Below are 22,776 nucleotides of genomic sequence, written 5' to 3'. Positions count from 1 at the left end.
TCGACTGTAGGTTCTACGGTGGCTTAACGCAAACGGATTGCTTTTGCGGGAAGGAGTTCCATGCCCAGCGTCAGGTACGACGCACCCGCGCCATGTTCCCTCCGGGCCGACCACGCCGCCCACGCCGCCCACGAGAGGAACCGCGCGGCTTCCTTCGTCCTCGACACGGCGGTGCTGGCGGCCCTCCTGGCCGCATCCAGTGCTCCGACGCCGCTCTACCCCCTCTACCAGGACCAGTGGGGTCTGTCCCCGCTCGCCGTGACGGTGGTCTTCAGCGCCTACGCACTGACGCTGTTGGCGGCCCTGCTCACCATCGGAGCGCTCTCCGACCACCTCGGCCGGCGCCCCGTCCTGGCCGTCTCCCTGATCGTCGAGGCCGCCGCCATGATTCTCCTGGCCTCCGCGGACGGGGCGGTCGTCCTGACAGTCGCGCGGTTCCTCCAGGGAGCGGCCACCGGCGCGGCCACCAGTGCTGCGGGCGCGGCCCTCCTCGACCTGGAGAACCCCCGGCACCCCGGCCGATCCGCACTCACCAACAGCATCGCGCCGGTCGCCGGCATGGCCATGGGCGTCCTCGCCTCCACCCTTCTCGTCCATTTCGCCCCCGCCCCCACCGTCACCGTCTACGCACTGCTGGCGGCGCTGTTCGTCATCCAGGCGATCGCGGTCATGTTCACCACGGAGACAGTCCGTCGTCGCGCCGGCACGATGCGGTCGCTGACCCCCCGGCTCGGTGTCCCGCCCACGGCGCGCCACGCCTTGCCGGCCGTCGGCACCGGAATTGTCGCCATCTGGTCTCTGGGCGGCTTCTACTCCTCCCTCGGCCCGGCCTTCGTACGTCTGGTGGCCCCCGACGCCCCGCAGGCGGCCCGCGGCATGGTCTTCTTCACCCTCAGCGCCACCGCCGCGCTCACCGTGTGGGCGCTGCGCCGCACCGCGACCCTCGCCACCTTGATCGGCGGTTGTCTGTCCGTCCTCCCCGCCACGGCTCTGACCCTGAGCGGTCTGCACGGCGCCGGACTGCTCGCCGTCCACGGCGGCGCGGCCCTCGCGGGCATCGCCTTCGGCGCCGTCTCCCAGGGGGCGCTGCGCATGCTTCTCGCCTCGCTCGACGAGCACGACCGCGCCGCGCCCCTGGCCGCCTACTACGTCCTCAGCTACCTCGCCATGAGCCTGCCCGCAGTCGCCGCGGGCGCCGTCACCCAGCAGTACGGGCTCGGGATCGCCGCGCACGCCTACGCCGTCGTCGCGGCCCTCCTCGCCATGGCAGCCCTGGCAGCGCTCGTCGCGCTACGGCGCCGGGCAGCCGCCGGCCACCCCTCTGCCGACCACCTCGACTGAAGAGAGCAAAGGAAACGACGAACCATGCAGAACTCCCCTGCCGCCCCCATCCCCTCCTGGACTGTGGGCGACGTCACCGTCCACCGCGTCGACGAAGTCCTTCTGCCGCCCGCGACCGGACCGTGGCTGCTGCCCGACGCCACCCCCGAGGTGGTGACCGCCCAGGACTGGCTGCACCCCCACTTCGCCGACCACGACGGCACCCTGCACATCGACAGCCACAGCTTCGCGTTCGCCGTGGACGGGCTGCGCGTCCTCGTCGACACCGGAATCGGCAACGGCAAGGAGCGGGCCAACCCGGCCTGGCACAACCTGCGGACCGACTTCCTGGAGCGACTCACCGCCGGCGGCTTCTCCCCGGACTCCGTCGACCTGGTGATCCTCACCCACCTGCATGCCGACCACGTCGGCTGGAACACGCGGAAGGTGAACGGCGATTGGGACCCCACCTTCCCCAACGCCCGCTACCTCACCACCCGCGCGGAACGGGAGTTCTGGGCCACGTACGACATGGAGGAGGCGCGCCGGCAGATGTTCCGCGACTCGGTGATCCCGGTCGAACAGGCGGGCCTGCTGGCCCTGGTCGAGGTCCCGGCCGAGGGTACGGAGATCTTCCCAGGCCTGCGCCTGATCCCCACGCCCGGCCACACCCCCGGCCACGTCGCCGTCGAACTGACCAGCCGGGGCGAGAAGGCGCTGATCACCGGCGACTGCGTCCACCACCCGGTCCAGCTCGCCCACCCCGCCATCGGCGCCTGCGTCGACATCGACCCGCGGCAGTCCGAGGCGACACGCCGTAAGCTGCTCGCCTCCCTCGCCGACACGGACACCCTCCTCCTCGGCACCCACTTCGCGCCGCCCACCGCCGGCCATGTGATCGCCGACGGGGGCTCTTACCGGCTGCTGCCCGTCCCCGCGGGCTGACCGCCGGCCCGTCCCGCCCGCACGACCCGCCCGCGTCCCGGTCGGCCTCGGCCGCCAACGCCGCCACCGACAGGCGCTGGGAAAAGGCTCTCAAGGAACCGGCCCGGCAGGTCCACGACGCGATGTGGCAGCCGATCTACCGGCCGGCATACCCACTCACCCGTACGGTCACGGCCAGCGTGGAAGAAGTTCGAACCACACCGCCTTTCCGTGCGCCGTGGGATGCCAGCCGGCGTCGGTGGAGAGCGCGCCGACGATGAGGAGGCCGCGCCCGGTCGTGGCCTCCAGTCCCGGATCCCTCGTGGCCGGTGGCTCACCGGACGGGTCGTGGACCTCGACGCGCAGCCGTTCGCCGTCCCGGATCAGGACGAGCCGTAGCGTCGAGCCCGGCATCGCCGCGGCGTGGCGGACCGCGTTCGTGACGAGTTCGCAGCCGAGCAGCTCGGCCGTGTCGGCGGCGTCCGGAATCCCCCACCCGAGAGAGACCGCCGTCAGAAAACGGCGCGCCGGCGTCGCCGATTCAGGTCGTATCGGAAGCCGCATCTCCCCGAGCAGCACCCCGTGAATCTCGCCGCGTTCCCAAGCGATACGACGTTCTTCTGCTATGCGATGCATGACCGGCACCGCCCCTCTCGGTCATTTGATTCCGCCGATTCGCCACCATCTTGGCCATGAACAACTACGCTGTGTGCAGGCGTGGATACCCAGCACGGAATGCCTTTCACATCGTGAATTCGCCCCGCACTGAGGTGAGGGCCCGTGAACCCCCCCGGAAAGCAGTACAGAAAGGGACATAGATGCGCAGTCCAACGCTGATCGCACTCGGTTCCGAACTACGCCGCTACCGACTCGCCGCCGACAACATGACCCAGGGCCAGCTCGCCAAGCTGATCAACTACTCCGAGGGAATGATCAGCAACGTCGAGACCGCCCAGAAGGTCCCCCGCCGCGACTTCGTCGAACGCTGCGACAAGGCCCTCAAGACCGGCGGCGCCCTCCTCGTCCTCCACGGCCTCCTCAAACACGAGACCCACCCGGTCCAATCGTTCGCCCGCTACGCCGAGGCCGAGCGCGACGCCTCAGGAATCCACATGTGGGACGTCGTCGTGATCCCAGGCATCTTCCAGACCCCCGAGTACGCGCGCGCCCTGCTCACCGCCGGACGACCCGCCGCCCGACCAGAGGTCATCGACGACCTGGTCGCCGCCCGGATCGAGCGCCAGGGAATTCTGACCAGGGACAAGCCGCCAGTCATATGGGCGATCATCGACGAGTCGGTCCTCCGCCGAGAGATCGGCGACAAGGAGACGCAACGCGCTCAACTCGACAGACTGGCCGAACTCGCACAGCAACCGGGAATCAACATCCAGGTGATTCCCCACGCCGCCGGCGCCCACGCGGGACTGACCTCAAGCTTCACAATCTTGAGCTTCGACGAAGCGCCGGACATCGCTTACAGTGAAGATCCGGCGACCAGTCATCTCCACGAGAAGCCCGACCTCGTCAAAGCCCTACAGCAGACCTACGAAGCGCTCCGCGTCGTCGCTTTGCCGGTGTCCGCATCCTTGGACCTCATCCGGCAGGTCCGGGAGGAAACATGAACTCGAAAAGCTCCGACTGGCGAAAGTCCAGCCGCTCCGGCGCCAACGGCGGTCAATGCGTCGAAGTCGCCGTCGTTACCTCCCGCTCCTGATCACGAGCCACCGAGTTCGCCTGGCTTCGAAGCGGGCGGCGAGGTGGGCTGCCACGGACGCCGCCAGAAGAAACGGTGAGGACGGCCAGGAGTGGGTTGACGAAGCCGGGCACCGTGTCGGCGCCGCAGGAGGTGTCGCTCAGGGGCAGCAGGCTCTGCCCGCCGGTGTGCCCCGTGCTGGGGTGTCTACGGAGAGGAGACGGATTCTCCTCTGCGTAGACGCCCCAGGAAAGTCCGCCTAACGATGCGAAGCGGCACACCCGGTCCTGGACGTCGACCATCCCGTCGTCCGGGTGGTCAACGCGGACCCGCCGGAAGTGGCCTCAAGGTGAGCGGTGAAGCAGATCACTGGCCGAGCGCGTCCGCAACGGCACGATCAGCACTCCCGAGGAGTGGCAGGCGGCGATGCGACAGCGGCGGCGGCAAGGCCAACGTCAGCAGGCGAGCCGTCTCGGGTGCCGCTTCCTCCGGGGCCCATTACGCCGGGGGCTAAAGAGTCGGACGAAGGACAGGTTGCGCACAGAGTTCGCCCGGATAGTGGCGATTTTCGAGAGGCCCGGCGACCGGTTACCGATCCTTCCGCCGGGGCCGTGGAGCCACCCGAGGGGCCGCCGGGACCAAAGACTCGGGGAAGAGCGGATCACATGCCCCATTCCTCCAGATGAATGGCCGTAGCTCGGGCGGCCCGACCTTTGTTGACCGAGCCTTCGGTACGTGCTGCCAGGCGACCGCCGTTCACCGGCGATTGCGCCGTCGCTCGGGGGGTCCCTCCATCCTCGGGAGCCGCGCGCCCCGCTGCGGAGATCGCGCGCCCGGTCGGCGCGCCGTGCGGGGTGCGGCGACGCACCCAGGGCTCGGCAGAGGAGGGAACACGCGCCGACTTAGTCCGCATAAATAGGTTCCTTCGAGGAGCCTGGTGGTCGTTCACCGAGCCTTCCACCACCGGGGCTCACCTGGCTTTGAGACGGACGGCGACGTGGGCGGCCAGGGAGAGCGCCAGGAGAACGGTGAGGACGGCCAGGATCGGGTTGACGAAGGCGGGCACCGTGTCGGGGCCGCAGGTGGTGTCGCTCAGTGGGAGCAGGCTCTGTCCGCCGTTGTGCCCCGTCCGTACGCCTGACGGGGCGAAGCGGCACACTCGGTCCTTGTCGGTCATCCCGTCGTCCAGATGGCTCAGCCCGTACCCGTAGGTCGCCACCACGCTCAGCAGCCCGGCCCATGATGACCGGGCCCACGTACGCGCCGCCCTCGGCCCCTGGGACAGGGCCGACCTGACGGCCGCGACCGCCATCAGGCAGGCGGCGGAGGTCGCCAACGGCCATCCGAGCGTCAGGAGGAGCGCGTCGCCGAGGACCAGCAGCGCGAACTTCGGCGCGGTCACGGTCAGGAGCAGCAGCCCGCCGCCCAGCACGGCGGCCGCCCACCACCCCATCCGGCGCAGGTCACCGGGGCGGGCCGCCGCCCACAACGGCAGCACGAACAACGCGACCAGCAGCCCCGGAACGCCGACCACGAACAGCAGGTTGAACGCGCCTTCACCGTACGCGGCGAAGGCCAACGCCATCCCGGCGGCAACGGTGACCGCGGCGGCCACCGCCTGCTTCTTGACGAGTTCCGACCCTGCCCCCATGAGCGGATCATCGCACCTTGCCGCCGTCCGGGCGTGCGGAAGGCTCGGTCAGTGGACGCCAGGACGCTCGAACAATCGCCATCTGTCCGGATGAGCTCGACACCCGATTCCGGCCTTTGCCGAGCCTTCGGTCAGGGCCGCGCTTGATCAGCGGGCGCGGGGAGGAGGCGGCGCTGCACAAGTGCGAGCTTGCGGGGGTCGGTCACCGTGTGGAGGTTCCGGATGCGGGCCTCGTCGATGTCCAGGACGGTGACGCCCAGCAGGGCGCCGGCCCGTACGAAGAGCAGGGCGGGAGCGGCGTTGGCCTCGGCGATGAGCGTCCGTGGCGCGAAGCGGGCGAGCGCCGTTCCGGCCAGCCGGCCGACCTCCTCCCGGCCGCGTACCGTGCGCCGGGAAGACGGGCCGGCGTCCACCCACGCGGTGACGTCGGCCGCCAGCAGCTCCTCCAGCGCCACCAGGTCACCGGCCCGGGCCGCGGCGAGGAACCGCTCGGCGAGGCGTCGCGCCTGCTCATCCGGGGCGGCGAAGCGGGTACGCCCGTCCCCGATCCGGCGGCGGGCGCGGCTGTGGAGCTGGCGGCAGTTCCCCTCGGACGTCGACACGACAGCGGCGATGTCCTCGTACGGGTAGCCGAACGCCTCGCGCAGGACGAAGACGGCGCGTTCGACCGGGGTCAGGCGTTCGAGGAGGACGAGCAACGCGAGTGACACGGACTCACGCTGTTCGGCCGTTTCCAGCGGTCCGAGGGCGCCGTGCCCCGTCAGCACCGGTTCCGGCAGCCAGGGCCCCGTTCGTTCGCGCCGGACGCGGGCCGAGGTCAGGTGGTTGAGGCAGAGGTTGGTGACGACCTTGGTCAGCCAGGTGCCGGGCGTCTCGATCGCCCGCTGGTCGGCGGCGTGCCAGCGCAGGAACGCCTCCTGGACGACGTCCTCCGCGTCGGCCGCCGAGCCCAGCAGCCGGTACGCGAGCCCGAACAGCCGGCCGCGCTCGCCGTCGAAGACATCCCCGATCGTTGTCACAGAACGCCCCTCTGTCTTGTCTCCACTGGCGCCGACACCCAGCGGACCGACCAGAGGGAGCGAGATGACATCGAAGGCCGAGATCGTTCACCGATTCTACGAGGACATGCTCAACCAGCGGCGGCCGGAACTGGCCGATGAGCTCATCACGCCGGACATGACCACCCACGACCCGGACGCGCCGCGCGGCCCGGCGGCCGTACGGCGGGTGGACACGTTCATGCGCGCCGGGTTCTCCGACCTGCACTACCAGGTCGAGGACGTGATCAGCGAGGGCGACCGGGCCGCCGTGCGCTGGACGCTGACCGGCACCCACGACGGCGACTTCTTCGGGAACGCGCCGACCGGCCGGAGGATCGAGACCACCGGCAATGTGATCTTCGGCTTCGAGGGTGACCGGATCAACGAGATCTGGGCGGTGGTCGATGTGAACCGGCTGCAGCGGCAGATCGGGGCGGGCCGTACCTCCTGAGCAGGCGCCGCCTCCGAACGGGTCGCCGTTCGGAGGCGGCCGCCCCGAGGTCAGCCCCCGACGCCCCCGTCCGGGCCCGAATGAGGGCCGCCCGGCACCCGGACGCAGGCGGGTACCGTCCCGGCCTTCTTCACCATGGGGACGAGGACGCTCGCCGATGTGGGGTCCTTCGTGTTCTGGAACCAGACGTCGAGGACCACCATCTCCCCCGGCTTCAGCTTGTCCGGGTAGATGCGCGTGCCCACCTCTCCCCTCATGTCCTCGTCGGCATGCGGGTCGACGCCGGGATCGTCCCCGAAGACCCCGGTGTCCGGCTTGTCCGACATCCAGAAGTCGCCGTCGAACTCACGCCCCTTGCACTGGGTTCCGAAGGGCAGGAAGTCCACCTTCGCCGTGACGCCGAAGGCGCGCAGCTTCTGTTCGACCCGTTCGGGATGGGTGAACTCCACCAGGCGGACCACGATGGAGCCGTCCGGGACGCGCTCGACGGCGTTCGCCCGCGCGCTCTTGTCCTCGGTGAGGGCGGGTACCGCGATCACCGTCCCGGCCGCGACGGCGACGGCTCCGGCCGCCAGGACGAGGCGGCGTCCCGCCCGTCGCCGCGGCCGGCGCCGGGACTCCTCTGTCGGCCGGTTGGCCGCCACGACGTGCTTGAGCTCCGCGAGGAGCCGATCTTCGAAGGTCTGCACGGTGATCACTCCTCTGCGTACGCCATGGCGGGACTCTGGGCGGAGACGGCGTCTCTCAGGACTTTGCGGGCCCGGTGCAACCGGACTCGGGCGGTGACCGGGCGGATGCCGAGCGCGGCGGCCGCCTCGGTGACCGTCAGCCCGTCGACGGCGATCAGTTCCAGCAGTGCCCGGACCCCGCCCGGCAGATCGGCGAGGGCCTCGTACGTACGGCGCCCGGCGCTCTCGGCGTCGATGCGCTCCACCAGCCGGTCGATGTCGTCCGAGTCGAGCAACCGCCGCCCCGCGATCCGCCCATTGGCGCGTTGTTCCCGGCCCGCCCGGCGCCGGTCGGCGGCCAGGACGTTCCGCGCGACGCCGAAGAGCCAGGCGATCTCATTGCCGCGACTCGGCCGGTAGGTGTGCGCGGAGTCGATCACGGCCATGAACACCTCGGCGGTCAGGTCCGCGGCGGTGTGCGGGTCGTCCACTCTCCGCGCCACGAACCTGTTCACCGTCTCGACGTGGCGCCGGTAGAACGCCTCGAACGCTTCGGGATCGTGTCTGATGTGGGAGAGGCCGGTCTCGGGTTCGGCCATGCGCTGTCTCCTTTCGGAAGTTCACCCGCTCTTGGACCGTCGGCCGTGCGGCGTTACCGACGGAACCCGGTTCCTGAGTTCGGGGAAACGCGGGTGAAGCGCACTCCGCGCACGGCCGGAGCACCGGCTACAAGAGACAGGAGCCGTATGACTGTGACGACCCGACAGGGCGTGGGCGACGCCGCTGCGATCGAGCAGTCTTGGCAAGAGCCCGGGGCCTTCGCCGCGCTCTACGAGCGGCACGCCCCCCACATCAGCCGGTACGTCGCCCGGCGGCTGGGCGACGACATGGCGGACGACGTCACCGCCGAGACGTTCTACCGGGCGTTCGAGAAACGCCGACATTACGACCTCGGACGGCCGGACGCCAGACCGTGGCTGTACGGGATCGCCGCCAATGTGATGGCCCAGTACCACCGCAAGGAGACGCGGATGCTGCGGGCGTTCGCCCGCAGCGGTGCGGACCCCGTGGTGCAGACGTACGGCGGTCAGCTGGACAACGCCGACGACCGGGTCATGGCGACCGGGATGCACCAGTCGCTCGCGACGGCCCTGGCCGGTCTCAGCCGAGCCCATCGAGAGGTTCTGCTGCTGATCGCCTGGGCCGACCTGTCCTACGAGGAGACGGCCCAGGCGCTGGGCGTCTCCGTGGGGACGGTGCGATCCCGGCTGCATCGGGCTCGAAAGAAGATCCGCGCCGCGCTCGGCGACGGAAACCCCATGCTCGTTTCGGATGAAGGCTGAGGCACCGACCGTGAACGAACTCGACCTGATGCGCACGATGCGCACCGACGCCCCGATCCCCTCGCAGCAGCGGCTGGACACCGGCCGGAAGCGGCTCCACGCGATGATCGACGGCTCGTCCGAGGCACCGCGCCCCGTACGGGCGGGCCGGCGCTTCGGGCGCGCGTGGGGCGTGCTGCTCGCCGGTGGACTGGCCACCGCCGCCGCCGGTGCGGTCGTGGCCACACAGGTGGGCGGCTCCCCTGTGACGGTGCAGGGCTCTCCCGCCGCGGTGTCGGCCAGGTACGACAACCCGCTGGTGGAGCGCGCGACCTTCGGCTGGCTGCCCGCTGGCCTGCACGCGAACGGCTACGTGGCCGACCACCAGCACGAGGACTTCTTCCAGGTCACCGCGCAGCAGAAGGGGAAGAGCGGGGGCACCGTGACCCTCACCGCCTACGGGCGCGGCAAAGAGCCGTTCCTGGGGTACCTCCCCGGAGGCGTCCCGGCCAAGCGGATCCCCGCCGCCTCCGTCAACGGCCACTCCGCGTACTGGATCTTCAAACCGAACCCGTCCGGGCAGTCGCAGTTCAGCCTGCGCTGGCAGCAGGCCCCGAACCGCTGGGCCGAGCTCGAGGGCAATGGGCTGCCGGGGAACAGCGCCGAGCTGACGAAGACGGCGCACAGGATCGCCGAGTCCGCGAAATTCGGCGGCACCCGGCCGATCGCGATGCCCCTGCACGTCGGCGGCGTGCCCGGCGGGCTGACGCCGAACCGCACGGTGCTGAACAACGGCGCGTACGGTGAGGTCGGCGCCACGTTGGACTTCATCGTCGACGGCCCGTCGTCCAATCTCCTCATCGGCGTCACCAAGTCGGACGGCACGATCGGCACCGGCGTCGCCGCTGGGCCCGGCAGGCCCATCCCGGGGCGTCCTCGCCCCAACACGAAGCTGGACGGGCACCCCGCCTACGTGACGCCGAGCCTCGTGTACGTCTACGGGGTGAACGGATTCAACGTCCAGATCAACGCGTCCGGCACGGTCCTGGCGAAGCTCAACAAGACCGGCGGAGTCACCGGCCTGTTCCACCACCTGACGGTCAAGGGCCTCGACCCGTCGAACTGGACCCCGAACCCGGTCAACTGACCTGACCTCAGGTGCCGGTGCCCCCGCAACCGGGCGGTACCGGCGCCTGGAGTCGACGAGCGCCTCCGGGCCGACGCCCACGCGGAAAAGCAGAAGCGGCCCCTCACACGAGAAGCCACTTCCGATTCGGGGGACGCCAGGGGCGCTCTTACGCCCTTGACGCGGATCGGTGACGACGGTCGGCGACGATGCCGTGCAGCACGATGAGCGCCCAGCCGAAGCCGACGATCGCGGTGATGCGGGGGCTGTGCACGTGGCCGACGATGATCTGCACGTTGCCGACGACGATGTCCATGGGGCCGACGAGGACCATGATGCCGGCGATGAGGCCCACGATGCCGGCGCCGACCATGGTGACGCGGAAGGCGACGTCCGCGATGGCGAGACCGAAGTCCACGGCAGCCGCCGAGCAGCGGTTCATCGCCAGCAGGGCCTGGGCACGCGTGGTGGGGTTCATGGGACTCTCCTCTGTGACAACACCATGTGATCGGCTCTTGCCGTTCACAACCGCTCACTGTTCGGAGAGTCGGCCCGTCGGCCACCGAACCAGACCGCCCGGGACCTTCTGCCGAGGGTCTCCGTCGCTATGACGTACGAGATCCTCGGCGGTCGTCGGCGGCGGTGACGCGGAGGAAGCGGGTGCCCCACTCGCGGACGAAGTCGGTGAGCTCGGATGGGCCGACGATCTCGAAGTCGGCGCCGACCGCGCCGATCAGCATCGCCGGCCACTCCAGTCCGTCGACGGTCATCAGCAGCCGGCAGCGGTCCTCGCCGAGCTCCTCGACCGTGCCCCAGCGCGAGACGACGGCGCGGACCTTCGCCGCCGGGGCGTGCACGAGCACCTCCACGTCGTACGCCGCCGGCATGCTGCTGATGGCCGCCCGTACGAAGTCGGCGGCGTCCTCGGCGGGCAGGTCACGGGGGCGAAACCGCTCGCCGGTGCTGCCCGGGTCGGCCAGGCGGTCGAGCCGGAAGCTGCGCCAGTCGTGGCGGGTCAGGTCGTACGCGACGAGGTACCAGCGGCGGCCGAGGGAGACGAGCCGGTGCGGCTCGACGTGACGGGCGGTCAACTCGCCGTCCCGCGCCCGGTAGGAGAACCGCAGGCGTTCCTCGTCGCGGCAGGCCTGGGCGACGGCGGTCAGCGCGTCGGCGTCGATGGTCGGGCCGGCGCCCCAGGCGGCGGGGACGGTGACCGTACGAAGCGCGTCGATGCGGCGGCGCAGGCGGGGCGGCATGACCTGGATGACCTTGGTCAGCGCCCGTACGGCCGACTCCTCGATCCCGGCGACGGCACCCTGCGCGGCCATCCGCAGGCCGATGGCGAGGGCGATTGCCTCTTCGTCATCGACGACGAGCGGAGGCAGCGCGGCGCCGGGCGCGAGTTGGTAGCCGCCGTCCACGCCGCGGTGCGCGACGACCGGATAGCCCAGCTCGCGGAGCCGGTCGATGTCGCGGCGAAGCGTACGGGCGGAGACGCCGAGGCGATCGGAGAGCTCGGGGCCGGGCCAGTACCGGTGGGTCTGCAGGAGGGACAGCAGCCGGAGCGTGCGTGAGCTGGTGTTCGCCATGTCTCCAGGGTCCCGGTCATTGAGGTCAGGAAGTGGCCGCTATCGAGCCTAACGTCGTGTCCATCGACCTCGTTCACAGGAGATGGTCTTGACCGAAATTCTCGAATCCCCCGTCTCGGCCGAGGAGCGGACCGCCGCGCCGTACCGGTGGCGATGGCTCGCCTTCTCGGCCGTCCTGGCCTCGAGCGTGATGGACCTGCTGGACAGCACGGTGATCAACACGGCGGCGCCGGCGATCCGGACGAGCCTCGGCGGCTCGTACGCGACGCTGCAGTGGATGGCGGCCGGTTACACCATGGCGCTCGCCGTGATGCTGCTGATCGGCGGGCGGCTCGGCGACATGTTCGGCCGCAAACGGATGCTGCTGGTCGGCGTCGCGGGCTTCACGGTCGCGTCGGTGGCCTGCGCGACCGCCGTCTCCCCGACCATGCTGATCGTCTCGCGGGTGCTGCAGGGCGCGTTCGGGGCGGTGATGCTGCCGCAGGGGTTCGGGTTGATCCGCGACCTGTTCCCGCCCGCGGAGATGAAGAAGGCGTGGACCGCGTTCGGCCCGGTCATGGGCCTGTCGGCGGTGCTCGGCCCGGTCATCGGCGGAACGCTCATCCACGCCGACCTGTTCGGCACCGGCTGGCGAATGATCTTCCTGGTCAACGTGCCGATCGGCGCGTTCGCGCTGACCGTCGCGGCGAGGTTCCTGCCGGCCACGCCGCCCGCCGTGCGCTCGGCGCGGCTCGACCTGCCCGGTGTCGCGCTGGCCGCGTCCGGCATCTTCATGCTGATCTTCCCGCTGGTCCAGGGGCGTGAGCTGGGCTGGCCGGTCTGGAGCGAGGCGCTCCTCGTCGCCTCCGTCCCGGTGCTCGCGCTGTTCGCCGCGTACCAGGTTCGCCGCAAGCGGGCCGGAGCGACGCCGCTGATCGAGACCGGGGTGTTCGCCCGCCGCTCGTACGCCTCCGGGGTGCTGTTCGCGATCGCCTTCACCTGCGCGATGGGCGGCACGATGCTCACGCTGGGCGTATTCATGCAGGTCGGGCTCGGGTACAGCCCGCTGCGCGCCGGCCTCACGACGGCGCCCTGGGCGTTCGGCGCGATGATCGGGTCGGCGATCAGCGGCATGCTGATGGTCAAGCTGGGGCGCCGGCTCCTGCACATCGGGCTGACCGGCATGGGCGCGGGGCTCGCCGTCCTCTATGCCGTCTTCGAGTACGCCGGGCCCGGCCTCACCAGCCTCGACTTCGCCGTCCCGCTGCTGATCGGCGGGGCCGGGATGGGCATGATCTTCGTGCCGATGTTCGACATCATCCTCGGCGAGGTCACCGACCACGAGGTCGGCTCGGCGTCCAGCACCCTGCAGGCGATCCAGCAGCTCGGCATGTCGCTCGGCGTCGCGGTGATCGGCACGGTGTTCTTCGGGCTCCTCGGCGCGCAGGCGCACCACAACTTCGACGCGACGGCCGCGCCCCGGCTCCGCGTCGAGCTGACCCGCGCCGGCGTGCCCGGCCCGGCCCAGGCCGGGATCGTCGCCGGTGTCCGGGCGTGCGTCCAGGACCGGGAGGCCGAGAAGGACCCGGACGTCGTCCCGGCGAGCTGCCGCGCCGCCGGGCCCGCGTCACCCGCGGTCGTCAAGGCCCTCACGACGGCCGGTCTGGACACCCACCGGCGGGACTCGCTCGACGCCGCGAAGACCACCGCGCTGGTCACCATCGGGCTGATCGTGCTGGCGTTCGGACTCGGGTTCCTGCTCCCGAAGACGGCCCGCGCGGAGGCCGCACCGGCCTGACGCCACCACGCCCGCGCCCCCGGCCGGTCCGGCCGGGGGCGTAGGCGTCTCAGGCGAGCCAGCCGTCGCCGAAGTCCTCGCAGGCGTTGACGAGGGCCTCCTCCGAACGGGCGCGGATCGTGATCCAGGACCGCTCGTCCTCCCGTACGAGCACGTCCAGGCCCGCGAACCAGCGCGTGCCGGGCAGTTGCCCCGACGGGTACTCCGGGAGGGGAAGGCGGGCGTAGCGCTCGAGCGCCTCGAGGTCGTCCTCGTCGGCCTCGCGGTAGTCGGCGAGCTCCTCGGCGGCGTGCAACGACTCCGACAGGACGAGCTCGACGCAGGCGAGGGAGAACGCGTCGAGCCACGGCTCCCAGTCCTCGGCGTCCTCGTCCTCCAGGTCGGGCCGGACGCACACGGCGGGGTCCGGGCCGTCGAGCCGGACGCCCCAGCACGCGGCGCCCTGGTTCTCGTCGCGGAAGACCAGCAGGCCGTCGTGGACGTAGAGCTGCTTCGGCTCGAGCAGTTCGTCCTGGTTGGCCGTCAGGTCCGTGCGCCGGCCGAACAGCGCGTACGCCTCGCGCACCGCGGCGGGCAGCGTGATCCCGAGCCGGGCCTCGACGGCGTCCAGGGCGGCGTCGTCCCAGCCGTCCGCGTCCGTGAGCGGTGTCGCCCACGCCGCCGCGAACCCCTGGATGAACCGCCACGCGCCGGCGCGATCCTCGACACCGGCCAGCTCCGCACGCACATCGAACGCATCGACCATGCCGCGCACCGTACCCGAGCGATACGGCACCGGCAGGGCGAAGAGATGACGATCCGGTCGCGATGGCGAAGATCATGATTCGGCGCGTCCGAACGCAACCCGGCCCCGGTCTTCGGGAGAGAGGGGGTGTCAGCAGGAACGGAGAGTGACGCATGAAGGGACACAGCGGCCCATGGCCACGATCAGAGCGGTGAGCCTGCCGCAGGAGGAACCCGACGATCCGGCACTCGTCGCGGCATCCCTGGAGAACCCCGAGTCGTTCGGCGAGCTGTTCCGCCGCCACGCGCCACGACTCCACGCCTACGCCAAACGGCGCCTCGGGCCCACCCTGGCCGACGACGTCGTGTCGGAGACGTTCGCCATCGCGTTCCGGCGCCGGGAGAGATTCGACGGACGCTCGGAGTTCAGCGCGTGGCTGTGGGGCATCGCCAGCAAGCTCATCTCCCGGCACCATCGGCAGGAGACCCGCATGTACCGGGCGTTCGCCCGGACCGGGGTCGACCCCGCCGAGGACGGCGTGACCGAGTCGGCCGACGACCGCATGGCGGCCGCGGCGCTCGGCCCGCACCTGGCGAAGGCCCTCGCCGCGCTCAGCGCCCAGGACCGGAACGCCCTTCTGCTGCTCGCCTGGGGCGAGCTGTCGTACGCCGAGATCGCGGCGACGCTGGACCTGCCGCTCGGCACCGTCAAGGCCAAGATCCACCGAGCTCGGAAGAAACTGCGCAAGGCCCTCCCGGAGGCGAAGAACGATGGATGAGATCGACGCTCTGCGGCAGATGCGGACGACGCTGGCCCAGGAGGAGAGCCCCGACCGGCTCGCCCTGCGCACCAACTGGCGCTCCGCCCCCGCGCGCACGCCTCGCTCGCGTACCCCGCGTCGGCTCACTCTGCCGCTGATGGGCGTGGTCGCGGCCGGGGCGGTGGCCGCGGGATCGATGGCCGTCCTGTCCGGCCACTCGGATCCGCGTCCGCCCGGCCGTTCGGTCCCGCTCCGTACGGGCGGCGACGGGAACGTCCTGCTGGCCGCCGCGACCAGCGCGGAGAAGGCGACGCCGAACGGCGCGTACTGGCACACCAGGCGCATCGACGGAACGATCTACGATGTCGGCACGGCCAGGGCGGACCACTACAAGGTCGATTCGCGGCAGCAGTACGACAGCTGGGTCGGACGCGACGGCAGGGAGTCCAGGAACTACGCCGACCTGCCCGCCCGCCCCTGGACCGCCCAGGACAAGGCGAAGTGGCAGCGAGCGGGATCCCCGATGAAGGTCGACGTTCCGAGCGGCGACCCAGGCGTGGTGGGGACGCTGTTCCTGGACGCGAAGTCCCCCGTGGGGGCGCCGCGTCCGCGACCGATGAAGGGTGGCGAGGTCGCGCGGTTCTACGGCATGACGCCCGCGCAGATCGCCAAGCTGCCGACCGAGCCGAAGGCGCTGGAGAAGACGCTGCTCGCCCTGCGCGACCGCTGGCACGCGTACTCTTCGACGGCCGGGAAGGAGCCGCTGGGGTCGCTGCGGGGCGAGGAGCGCGTCCGTGCGCTGAGCGACGTGGCCGGCGTCCTGCTGGCCGACGCCCCTGCCCCCCCGAAGGTACGGGCGGCGGCGTTCCGGATGCTCGCCGCGCTGCCCGGCGTCCGGGCGGGCGGCACGGCGACCGACCCCCTGGGCCGTACCGGAACGGTGATCTCCCTGCCGCTGGAGACGACGGTCCCCCTCGGCATCTACACCGCGCCCAAGCAGCTCGGCACCTACCGGCGTCAGTGGATCATCGACCCCGGCACCGGAACCCTCCTGACCATGCGTGACGTCGTGGCGACGCCGCCGCACGGCAGCCGGAGACTCCCGCCGGGCGACGACGGAAAGCCCCGCGCGCTGCGCGTCCAGGACATGCCCGACCGGTTCCACCGACCCGGGGAGGTGTCCTCGTACGAGGTGTACGCGGTCGCGGAGTGGACGAACTCGTAGGAGAGCGCACCCGCTCCCCGGTGAGTGATCCGGAGGGGACCCGGCAGCCGGGTCCCCTCCGGGACACCCGCCTCACCTGGAATGATCACGTGTTTTCGGCCCCACGCAGCGGGAAACCCGCTCCTCATGAACCACGCTGAGGCCCCCGTACTCGACCTTGGGTTCTAGTGGTCGTTGCAACACCTCTGTTGAGGGGATGCGATGGCCTTTGAGATCCGGGAGAACCGGGGGCGGGCTCAGGGACGTAAGAAGCTTGGGTCCCGGCCGACCAGGCCGTCGGCCGGATCGCCGCCGAGATGATGACGCCGTACCCGCCCGGCATCCCGGCCGTCCTGCCCGGCGAACGCCTGAACGAGCCCGTCGTCGACTACCTGTGCACGGGAGTGGCCGCCGGGATGGTCGTGCCGGACGTCGCCGACAGCGAGGTGAAGAGCTTCCGCGTCGTGGCCGAGTAGCAGGTCAGGAGGGGTCGAACGGTCCGAAGCGGGTATGGGATCGCTTCACAGGACGGACCTGGCGAACCTCGACTAGGGGGCGCCGAGTCGATCGGCAGCGAACCGAACGGAGGTGAGCTGACATGACGACCTCATTGCACGGCCCCGGCACTCGGCGGACGACCGTGTCCGGGAACACCTCGCTGGGCCGCCTCGTCAGCGACACGACCGCCGACCTGCAGAAGCTGATGCGGCAGGAGGTCGCCCTGGCGAAGGCGGAGATCCGCCAGGAGGCGATGAAGGCCGGGAAGGCCGCCGGGCTCTTCGGCGGGGCGGGCTTCGCGGGTTACATGGTGATGGTGATCGGATCGCTGACGGCGATCTTCGCTCTCGCCCACGTGGTGGACATCGCCTGGGCGGCGCTGATCATCACGGGTCTCTGGGCCGTGGCGGGAGCCGTCATGGCCGCCCTGGGCCGTCAGCGGATGCGGCGCGTCTCACCGCCGCACCGGACCGTCGAGACCCTCAAGGAGGACGCCCAGTTGATGCGGCGCAGCGCGAGCCACGCGAAGGCGATCGCCGTCGAGCCGATCTCGTCCGAGCCCGCCGAACTGGTCGTTCCGCACACCGAGCACAGCCGGTGGTGAGCCGGCACCCGGGAAGGCCGTGCTCCACCAGGCACCTCTGACGGGGCACGGCCGCTCCGAGCGACGGACACCCATCGACTCTAGGAGAGCTCCCAGCTCGCGATCTCGGCGTCGCTCAGCGGGAGGACGCACCAGATGGCGTCCTGCAGGGTCGGGCAGATCAGCGTGACCTTGTCGACTCCCGTGATGCGGAACGGGCGCTCGACGCAGGGCATGAGGTCGAAGTACGCGACCGGGACGCCCCGCTCGCGGGAGAGCTTCTCGGCCGCGACCACGGCGTTCAGGCCGGCCGCGGAGAAGAACGGCACCCCGCTCATGTCCACCAGCAGCGGCCGGTCGGCCGACGCGACGAGCTCCAGCAGACGCCCCCGGAACGTACGCCCGGTGAAGGCATCGACCTCACCACGCGGCATGGCGAGGGTGTAGTCCTCGCACTCCATCGCGAACATGTCCAGGGCAACGTCCATGGGACCTCCAGTCCGGAACACCGTGGGGCACCCGTGACCATCACAGCATCGCGCGATTACTGATCGTTTCCAAGAGGGTGACGGATACCATGCACGGCGTGGCGCGTTAATGGGGCACCATGCCCGTTTCGCGAGTGCACAAACGTGCCGTACGGCGGGACATCGGCATGTCACCGCCCGGCAACTTCGCGGGAAGCCGTCCAGCTCTCGAAATCTTCAACAGCGCGACGGGCGAGGAAATTCCGGATTCGCCTAACAACGAGAAAAGCCATGGTCAGGGCGAGTCTCACGAGCGGAGGATCCCGGCCCCCGGCCGGTCGCCCGGAGGTGGCGGACGCGTCGGCCGAGGGTCGTACGAGCGGGCACCGCGAGGTCCTCCCGGCGGCCGACGCCCGCCGACCCGGGATTCGGAATGATCATTGACGCCCTCGATCCCCCGTGTAGTGGAGTTTCGATGAAGCGTTCGTCCGTCACCGTGGCGCTGGCCGCGGCCGCCCTGCTGACCTCCGGGTCCGCCCCCGCCGCCCGCGGTGGTCGCGCAGGGCGGGATGCTGCTCGGAACGCCGGACCTCAAGCCGCTGCGCGCGCGGTTCGACCTGGTGGGCTTCGACCCGCGCGGGGTCGGCGACAGCACCCCCGTCCGCTGCTCGACGCCGGTGTACGACCCGGCGGCCCCCACCCTTCCCACCACCCCGGCGGAGTACCGGCGGCTGACGGCGAGCAGCCGCGGCCACGGGCTGGACTGCCTCAAGGCGACCGGCTCCCTGCTCGGGCACGTCGACACGACCAGCGCCGCTCGCGACGTGGAGGCCATCCGCGCCGCGCTCGGTGAGTCCAGGATCTCCTGTACGACGGGGACGGGCACACCGCGCTCTACAACTCCTCCTGCGCCCGCACCCACGAAGTCGACTACCTGATCACCGGCCAGGCGCCCGCGGCCGGCACGGTCTGCCGCGCCTGAGCGTCGCCGGTCACGCCGAGTATCCGAATCGACAGCGAAAATGATTTTCGTTTCCGCTACGATCGGCAGCACACGACCCGGTCGCGCCCCGTACTCGCGTGGCGACGCCGGGCGACACCAGAGGCGATAGACCGGCTGCACCGGGAGGAACACATGAAGGTCGCGTTCGTCGGCAAGGGAGGCAGCGGCAAGACGACCTTGTCGTCCCTGTTCGTCCGTCACCTGGCGGCGGAGGGGGCGCCGGTCGTGGCGGTCGACGCCGACATCAACCAGCACCTAGGCGTCGCGCTGGGCCTGTCCGAGCAGGCCGCCGCCGCGATCCCGGCGATGGGCGCGCACCTGCCCGAGATCAAGGACCACCTCCGGGGGACCAACCCGCGGATCTCCTCGGCGGCGGCGATGGTGAAGACCACGCCGCCGGGCCGCGGATCGCGGCTGCTCCGGATCGGCGGCGACGATCCGATCCACTCCCGGCTCTCGGTCGAGGCCGCCGGCGCGACGCTGATGGCGACCGGGCCCTTCACCGAGGAGGACCTGGGCGTCTCCTGTTACCACTCCAAGACCGGGGCGGTCGAGCTGTACCTCAACCACCTGGTCGACGGGCCCGGCGAGTACGCCGTCGTCGACTGCACGGCGGGGGCGGAGTCGTTCGCCTCCGGGATGTTCACGCGCTTCGACCTGACCTTCCTGGTCGCCGAGCCGACCAGGAAGGGGGTCGCGGTCTACCGCCAGTGGACCGAGTACGCCGCCGACTACGACGTGGCGCTGAAGGTCATCGGCAACAAGGTGCACGGTCCCGACGACGTCGCGTTCCTGCGCGACCACGTCGGCGACGACCTGCTGTGCTGCGTCGGCCAGTCCGGCGCCGTGCGCGCGATGGAGCAAGGGCGTCCGTTCCACCTCGGTGACCTGGAGGACCACGACCGGGCCGCGCTCGCCACCCTCCGAGGGGCGGTCGACGCCCGCCCGAAGGACTGGCCGAAGTTCACCCGCCAGGCCGTCGAGTTCCACCTCAAGAACGCCCACGCCTGGGCGAACGCCGCCACCGGCCAGGACCTCACCACCCAGATCGACCCCGACTTCACCCTCGCCCCCGAAACGGCCCTCACCACCGCATAGGGACCGTTCCGCGTCGCGGACCAGGCGAACTCGCCTCTCCTCACGATCCCCTCGCCCGCCTCGGCCCGGGCGAGGGGATCGTTTCGTGTCCGGCCGCTTTGCCCGTCCAACGAGAGTTCCGAAACCTTCCGGCGATGGTCGTCGCCGAGAAGTTACTCAGCGCGCCGAGGCTTTACCCCTGGTTGTGCGACACAGGGTGTTGCCCCAGAACCACATGGACATAGCGTGACGAGACAGATCCGAAATGGAGCGTGCACATGACTGTGACACCACCCATGGAACGGGTCGGTCAGGCGTTCGCGAGGCGTGAGACGGCCGGTCGGATGCTCGCCGAGGACTGCGAGCGAGTGGCGCGGGCCTGCCAGGACATGGCGGTCCGCTTTCATCGTGGCGGCAAGCTCATCGCGTTCGGCAACGGCGGGGCGGGCACGGACGCGGCGCACGTCGCCGTGGAGTTCATGCACCCCGTGATCGTGGGCAAGCGGGCGCTGCCCGCCCTCGCGGTCAGCAACGACGCGGCGGCCATCACGGGGGTGGCCCGCCACGAGGGCTTCTGCGAGGTCTTCGCCCACCAGGTGCGCCAGTGGGGCGCGCCGGTGGACATCGTCCTGGGGATCTCCGCGGACGGGCAGTGCGTGGACGTCCTTCGCGGCCTGCAGGCAGGCCATGAGCTGGGGCTGCTCACGGTCGCGCTGACCGGCGGGGACGGCGGCATGCTGGCCGGCAGCCCGGCGGTCGACCACCTGCTGACCGCGCAGAGCGACGACCCGGCGGTCGTCAAGGAGATCCACGTGACGACGTACCACATCCTGTGGGAGCTCGTTCACGTGTTCTTCGAGCAGCCCGGCCTGCTCGGCCCGGAGGTGATCGGGTGACCGAGCGCGGCCCGTGTTCGGAGGAGGTGTGCGTCACCTGCTCCGACGAGGCCGTGCCCGTCACGGTGGTGCGGTTGCTCGAGGACGGCCTCGCGGTCGCGGACGTCGGCGGCGGCGCGCATGAGGAGGTCAGCGTCGCGCTGGTCGACGCGGCCGTCGGCGACACGATCCTGGTCCACGCGAAAGAGGCCCTCGCGGTGGTGACACGCGCGGACGCCGGCGGAGTCGCAGGGGGGAGGGTCCATGACCGGAAGTGAGCCACCGGAGGGGATGCAGGAGCTGTACCCCTTCCTGTACGCGGGAGAGTCCGAGCTGGAGAACGTCCTGGCGGAGGTCGGCCGGTCGACGGCGGAGAAGGCGAACGAGATCGTCGCCCTGCGGCGGGAGGTCGCCGAGCGGTCGGGAGTGCTGCTCGCCGAGTGCGCCGAGGCGATGGCCAAGCGGTTCGCCATGGGCGGCCGGCTGTTCACGTTCGGCAACGGGGGCAGCAGCACCGACGCCCAGGAGGTCGCCGAGGCGTTCTCGTATCCGCCACGCGGGCGGGCCCTGCCCGCGCTGTGCCTGACCAATGACGTGGCGGTGCTGACCGCGCTGTCCAACGACGTGAGCTTCGAGGTGGTGTTCGCCCGCCAGCTCGCCGCGCTGGGCGGCACGGGCGACATCGCGCTGGGCCTGTCGACGAGCGGCGGGTCGCCGAACGTCATCCGGGCGGTCGAGGAGGCGGCGCGGCGCGGCATGCTGACGATCGCGCTGGCCGGTTACCAGGGAGGCAGGCTGGCCGAGCTGGAGTCCCTCGACTACCTGTTCGTGATCCCGTCGTCGTCCGTGCACCGCATCCAGGAGGCGCAGACGACCGTCTACCACGTCCTGTGGGAGCTGACGCAGCACGCCCTCGGGACGCTCTCAGTCCAGGAGGCGACGACATGACGGCGCCGACCGCACCACCGACGGCCGAACCCGAGGCGACGGAGGAACCGGTCGTCCACATCCTGTGGATCAACGCGGGGCTGAGCTGCGACGGCGACTCGGTCGCCCTGACCGCCGCGACGCAGCCCAGCATCGAGGACATCGTGCTCGGCGCGCTGCCGGGGCTGCCCAAGGTCGCCGTGCACTGGCCGCTGATCGACTTCGAGTGCGGGCCGATGCAGGGGGCCGACACGTTCATCGAGTGGTTCTTCAAGGCCGAGCGCGGTGAGCTCGAGCCGTTCGTCCTGGTCGTCGAGGGGTCGATCCCGAACGAGTCGATCAAGCTGGACGGCTACTGGTGCGGGTTCGGCAACAACCCGGAGACCGGCCAGCCGATGACCACCAGCGAGTGGCTGGACCGGCTGGCGCCGAAGGCGACGGCCCTCCTCGCGGCGGGCACCTGCGCGACGTACGGCGGCATCCATGCCATGGCCGGGAATCCGACCGGCGCGATGGGCGTGGCCGACTACCTCGGCTGGGACTGGAAGTCGAAGGCCGGCCTGCCGATCGTGAACGTGCCGGGCTGCCCGGTCCACCCGGACAACCTGGCGGAGACCATCACGTACCTGCTGTACCAGGTCGCCGGACAGGCGCCGATGATCCCGCTCGACGAGATGCTCCGCCCGACCTGGCTGTTCGGCCAGACCGTCCACGAGGGCTGTGACCGCGCCGGGTACTACGAGCAGGGCCAGTTCACCACCGAGTACGGCTCGCCGAAGTGCCTGGTCAAGATCGGCTGCTGGGGCCCGGTCGTGAAGTGCAACGTGCCCAAGCGCGGCTGGATCAACGGCGTCGGCGGCTGCCCGAACGTCGGCGGCATCTGCATCGCCTGCACGATGCCCGGCTTCCCGGACAAGTTCATGCCGTTCATGGACGAGCCGCCCGGCGCCAAGGTCTCCTCGGGGGCCAGCAGCCTGTACGGGAAGGCCATCCGCAGGCTGCGAAAGATCACTCTCGACACCGTCGACAAGGAGCCGAGGTGGCGGCAGAAGGGCCGCGCCCTGCTCACCGGTTACGAGCCGCCCTGGAGGTGATCC

At 70.7% G+C, this 22,776-nt stretch carries 26 protein-coding genes and 1 pseudogene; 18 read left to right on the top strand and 9 right to left on the bottom strand.

What is annotated here, in order from left to right:
• Window positions 1–60 precede the first annotated feature (60 nt).
• A complete protein-coding gene (locus ABD978_RS08070; RefSeq protein ID WP_345350864.1) occupies window positions 61–1,341 on the top strand; it encodes an MFS transporter in 1,281 nt (426 codons plus the stop codon).
• Window positions 1,342–1,365: 24 nt separating this feature from the next.
• Complete coding sequence (locus tag ABD978_RS08065) at window positions 1,366–2,265, top strand: MBL fold metallo-hydrolase (RefSeq protein ID WP_345350861.1); 900 nt, start codon at window positions 1,366–1,368, stop codon at window positions 2,263–2,265.
• 168 nt (window positions 2,266–2,433) lie between these two features.
• Here the strand turns inward: ABD978_RS08065 and ABD978_RS08060 are convergent, their stop codons facing one another.
• Window positions 2,434–2,880, bottom strand: a complete 447-nt coding sequence (locus ABD978_RS08060) for an ATP-binding protein (protein ID WP_345350858.1) — start codon at window positions 2,878–2,880, stop codon at window positions 2,434–2,436.
• Between the two features lie 182 nt (window positions 2,881–3,062).
• Between ABD978_RS08060 and ABD978_RS08055 the strand changes: the two genes are divergently transcribed.
• Both ABD978_RS08055 and ABD978_RS43805 read left to right on the top strand, forming a co-directional pair.
• Window positions 3,063–3,866 (top strand): helix-turn-helix domain-containing protein, encoded by an 804-nt coding sequence (locus tag ABD978_RS08055; RefSeq protein WP_345350855.1) that lies wholly within the window; start codon window positions 3,063–3,065, stop codon window positions 3,864–3,866.
• Window positions 3,863–3,958, top strand: a complete 96-nt coding sequence (locus ABD978_RS43805) for a DUF397 domain-containing protein (RefSeq protein ID WP_425550686.1) — start codon at window positions 3,863–3,865, stop codon at window positions 3,956–3,958. Before ABD978_RS08055 ends, ABD978_RS43805 begins: the two co-directional genes overlap by 4 nt.
• Before the next feature lie 949 nt (window positions 3,959–4,907).
• Here the strand turns inward: ABD978_RS43805 and ABD978_RS08050 are convergent.
• The gene (locus ABD978_RS08050) at window positions 4,908–5,588 is read right to left on the bottom strand and encodes a hypothetical protein (protein WP_345350852.1); all 681 of its coding nucleotides are present in this window, start codon (window positions 5,586–5,588) and stop codon (window positions 4,908–4,910) included.
• A gap of 131 nt (window positions 5,589–5,719) precedes the next feature.
• Window positions 5,720–6,607, bottom strand: coding sequence for an RNA polymerase sigma factor SigJ (gene sigJ, locus ABD978_RS08045; RefSeq protein ID WP_345350849.1), 888 nt, complete (start codon window positions 6,605–6,607; stop codon window positions 5,720–5,722).
• Between the two features lie 64 nt (window positions 6,608–6,671).
• On the opposite strand from sigJ, the gene ABD978_RS08040 reads away from it, so the two are divergent.
• Entirely contained in the window at window positions 6,672–7,079 is a 408-nt protein-coding gene (locus ABD978_RS08040; RefSeq protein ID WP_345350846.1) for an ester cyclase, read from the top strand.
• Window positions 7,080–7,129: 50 nt separating this feature from the next.
• Here the strand turns inward: ABD978_RS08040 and ABD978_RS08035 are convergent, their stop codons facing one another.
• Window positions 7,130–7,768 carry a hypothetical protein gene (locus ABD978_RS08035; protein WP_345350843.1) on the bottom strand — a complete coding sequence of 213 codons (639 nt, stop codon included), beginning with the start codon at window positions 7,766–7,768 and terminating at the stop codon, window positions 7,130–7,132.
• A 5-nt stretch (window positions 7,769–7,773) separates the two neighbouring features.
• On the bottom strand, window positions 7,774–8,346 hold the full coding sequence (locus ABD978_RS08030; RefSeq protein WP_345350838.1) for an RNA polymerase sigma factor: 573 nt from the start codon (window positions 8,344–8,346) through the stop codon (window positions 7,774–7,776).
• 147 nt (window positions 8,347–8,493) lie between these two features.
• On the opposite strand from ABD978_RS08030, the gene ABD978_RS08025 reads away from it, so the two are divergent.
• Entirely contained in the window at window positions 8,494–9,090 is a 597-nt protein-coding gene (locus ABD978_RS08025) for an RNA polymerase sigma factor (RefSeq protein ID WP_345350835.1), read from the top strand.
• Window positions 9,080–10,216 carry a hypothetical protein gene (locus ABD978_RS08020; RefSeq protein ID WP_345350832.1) on the top strand — a complete coding sequence of 379 codons (1,137 nt, stop codon included), beginning with the start codon at window positions 9,080–9,082 and terminating at the stop codon, window positions 10,214–10,216. Before ABD978_RS08025 ends, ABD978_RS08020 begins: the two co-directional genes overlap by 11 nt.
• Before the next feature lie 148 nt (window positions 10,217–10,364).
• Here the strand turns inward: ABD978_RS08020 and ABD978_RS08015 are convergent, their stop codons facing one another.
• Together ABD978_RS08015 and ABD978_RS08010 are read right to left on the bottom strand one after the other, a co-directional pair.
• Window positions 10,365–10,673 (bottom strand): hypothetical protein, encoded by a 309-nt coding sequence (locus tag ABD978_RS08015; protein ID WP_345350829.1) that lies wholly within the window; start codon window positions 10,671–10,673, stop codon window positions 10,365–10,367.
• A gap of 127 nt (window positions 10,674–10,800) precedes the next feature.
• Entirely contained in the window at window positions 10,801–11,784 is a 984-nt protein-coding gene (locus tag ABD978_RS08010; protein WP_345350826.1) for a helix-turn-helix transcriptional regulator, read from the bottom strand.
• Between the two features lie 88 nt (window positions 11,785–11,872).
• Here ABD978_RS08010 and ABD978_RS08005 point away from each other — a divergent pair, with 88 nt between their 5' ends.
• Window positions 11,873–13,561: a DHA2 family efflux MFS transporter permease subunit gene (locus ABD978_RS08005; protein ID WP_345350823.1), complete on the top strand. Its 1,689-nt coding sequence runs from the start codon at window positions 11,873–11,875 to the stop codon at window positions 13,559–13,561.
• 49 nt (window positions 13,562–13,610) lie between these two features.
• Here the strand turns inward: ABD978_RS08005 and ABD978_RS08000 are convergent, their stop codons facing one another.
• Window positions 13,611–14,306: a hypothetical protein gene (locus ABD978_RS08000; RefSeq protein WP_345350820.1), complete on the bottom strand. Its 696-nt coding sequence runs from the start codon at window positions 14,304–14,306 to the stop codon at window positions 13,611–13,613.
• A gap of 172 nt (window positions 14,307–14,478) precedes the next feature.
• Here ABD978_RS08000 and ABD978_RS07995 point away from each other — a divergent pair, with 172 nt between their 5' ends.
• The 4 genes and pseudogenes from ABD978_RS07995 (at window position 14,479) to ABD978_RS07980 (ending at window position 17,351) form a co-directional block, all read left to right on the top strand.
• Window positions 14,479–15,063: an RNA polymerase sigma factor gene (locus ABD978_RS07995; protein ID WP_345350817.1), complete on the top strand. Its 585-nt coding sequence runs from the start codon at window positions 14,479–14,481 to the stop codon at window positions 15,061–15,063.
• Window positions 15,056–16,270 carry a CU044_5270 family protein gene (locus ABD978_RS07990; RefSeq protein WP_345350814.1) on the top strand — a complete coding sequence of 405 codons (1,215 nt, stop codon included), beginning with the start codon at window positions 15,056–15,058 and terminating at the stop codon, window positions 16,268–16,270. The genes ABD978_RS07995 and ABD978_RS07990 overlap by 8 nt, the downstream gene beginning before the upstream one ends.
• Window positions 16,271–16,539: 269 nt before the next feature.
• Window positions 16,540–16,725: pseudogene (locus ABD978_RS07985) on the top strand (Orn/Lys/Arg family decarboxylase); the annotation flags it as partial.
• 122 nt (window positions 16,726–16,847) lie between these two features.
• The gene (locus tag ABD978_RS07980) at window positions 16,848–17,351 is read left to right on the top strand and encodes a phage holin family protein (RefSeq protein WP_345350811.1); all 504 of its coding nucleotides are present in this window, start codon (window positions 16,848–16,850) and stop codon (window positions 17,349–17,351) included.
• Between the two features lie 80 nt (window positions 17,352–17,431).
• On the opposite strand, the gene ABD978_RS07975 is transcribed toward ABD978_RS07980, so the two are convergent.
• Complete coding sequence (locus ABD978_RS07975; RefSeq protein WP_345350808.1) at window positions 17,432–17,818, bottom strand: STAS domain-containing protein; 387 nt, start codon at window positions 17,816–17,818, stop codon at window positions 17,432–17,434.
• Between the two features lie 844 nt (window positions 17,819–18,662).
• Here ABD978_RS07975 and ABD978_RS43800 point away from each other — a divergent pair.
• The 6 genes from ABD978_RS43800 (at window position 18,663) to ABD978_RS07945 (ending at window position 22,773) form a co-directional block, all read left to right on the top strand.
• Window positions 18,663–18,779: an alpha/beta hydrolase gene (locus tag ABD978_RS43800; protein ID WP_425550701.1), complete on the top strand. Its 117-nt coding sequence runs from the start codon at window positions 18,663–18,665 to the stop codon at window positions 18,777–18,779.
• Between the two features lie 153 nt (window positions 18,780–18,932).
• The gene (locus tag ABD978_RS07965) at window positions 18,933–19,898 is read left to right on the top strand and encodes an ATP-binding protein (protein ID WP_345350802.1); all 966 of its coding nucleotides are present in this window, start codon (window positions 18,933–18,935) and stop codon (window positions 19,896–19,898) included.
• 257 nt (window positions 19,899–20,155) lie between these two features.
• Window positions 20,156–20,773: a D-sedoheptulose-7-phosphate isomerase gene (locus tag ABD978_RS07960; RefSeq protein ID WP_345350799.1), complete on the top strand. Its 618-nt coding sequence runs from the start codon at window positions 20,156–20,158 to the stop codon at window positions 20,771–20,773.
• Window positions 20,770–21,030 (top strand): HypC/HybG/HupF family hydrogenase formation chaperone, encoded by a 261-nt coding sequence (locus ABD978_RS07955; RefSeq protein ID WP_345350796.1) that lies wholly within the window; start codon window positions 20,770–20,772, stop codon window positions 21,028–21,030. Before ABD978_RS07960 ends, ABD978_RS07955 begins: the two co-directional genes overlap by 4 nt.
• On the top strand, window positions 21,017–21,700 hold the full coding sequence (locus ABD978_RS07950; protein WP_345350793.1) for a D-sedoheptulose-7-phosphate isomerase: 684 nt from the start codon (window positions 21,017–21,019) through the stop codon (window positions 21,698–21,700). Before ABD978_RS07955 ends, ABD978_RS07950 begins: the two co-directional genes overlap by 14 nt.
• Entirely contained in the window at window positions 21,697–22,773 is a 1,077-nt protein-coding gene (locus tag ABD978_RS07945; protein WP_345350790.1) for an NADH-quinone oxidoreductase subunit B family protein, read from the top strand. The genes ABD978_RS07950 and ABD978_RS07945 overlap by 4 nt, the downstream gene beginning before the upstream one ends.
• Window positions 22,774–22,776: the final 3 nt, after the last annotated feature.

The organism is Actinoallomurus liliacearum (assembly GCF_039542035.1).
GTDB lineage: Bacteria > Actinomycetota > Actinomycetes > Streptosporangiales > Streptosporangiaceae > Actinoallomurus > Actinoallomurus liliacearum.
Note: the sequence above shows the minus strand (reverse complement) of the source record. Positions and strands in the feature narration are given on the sequence as shown.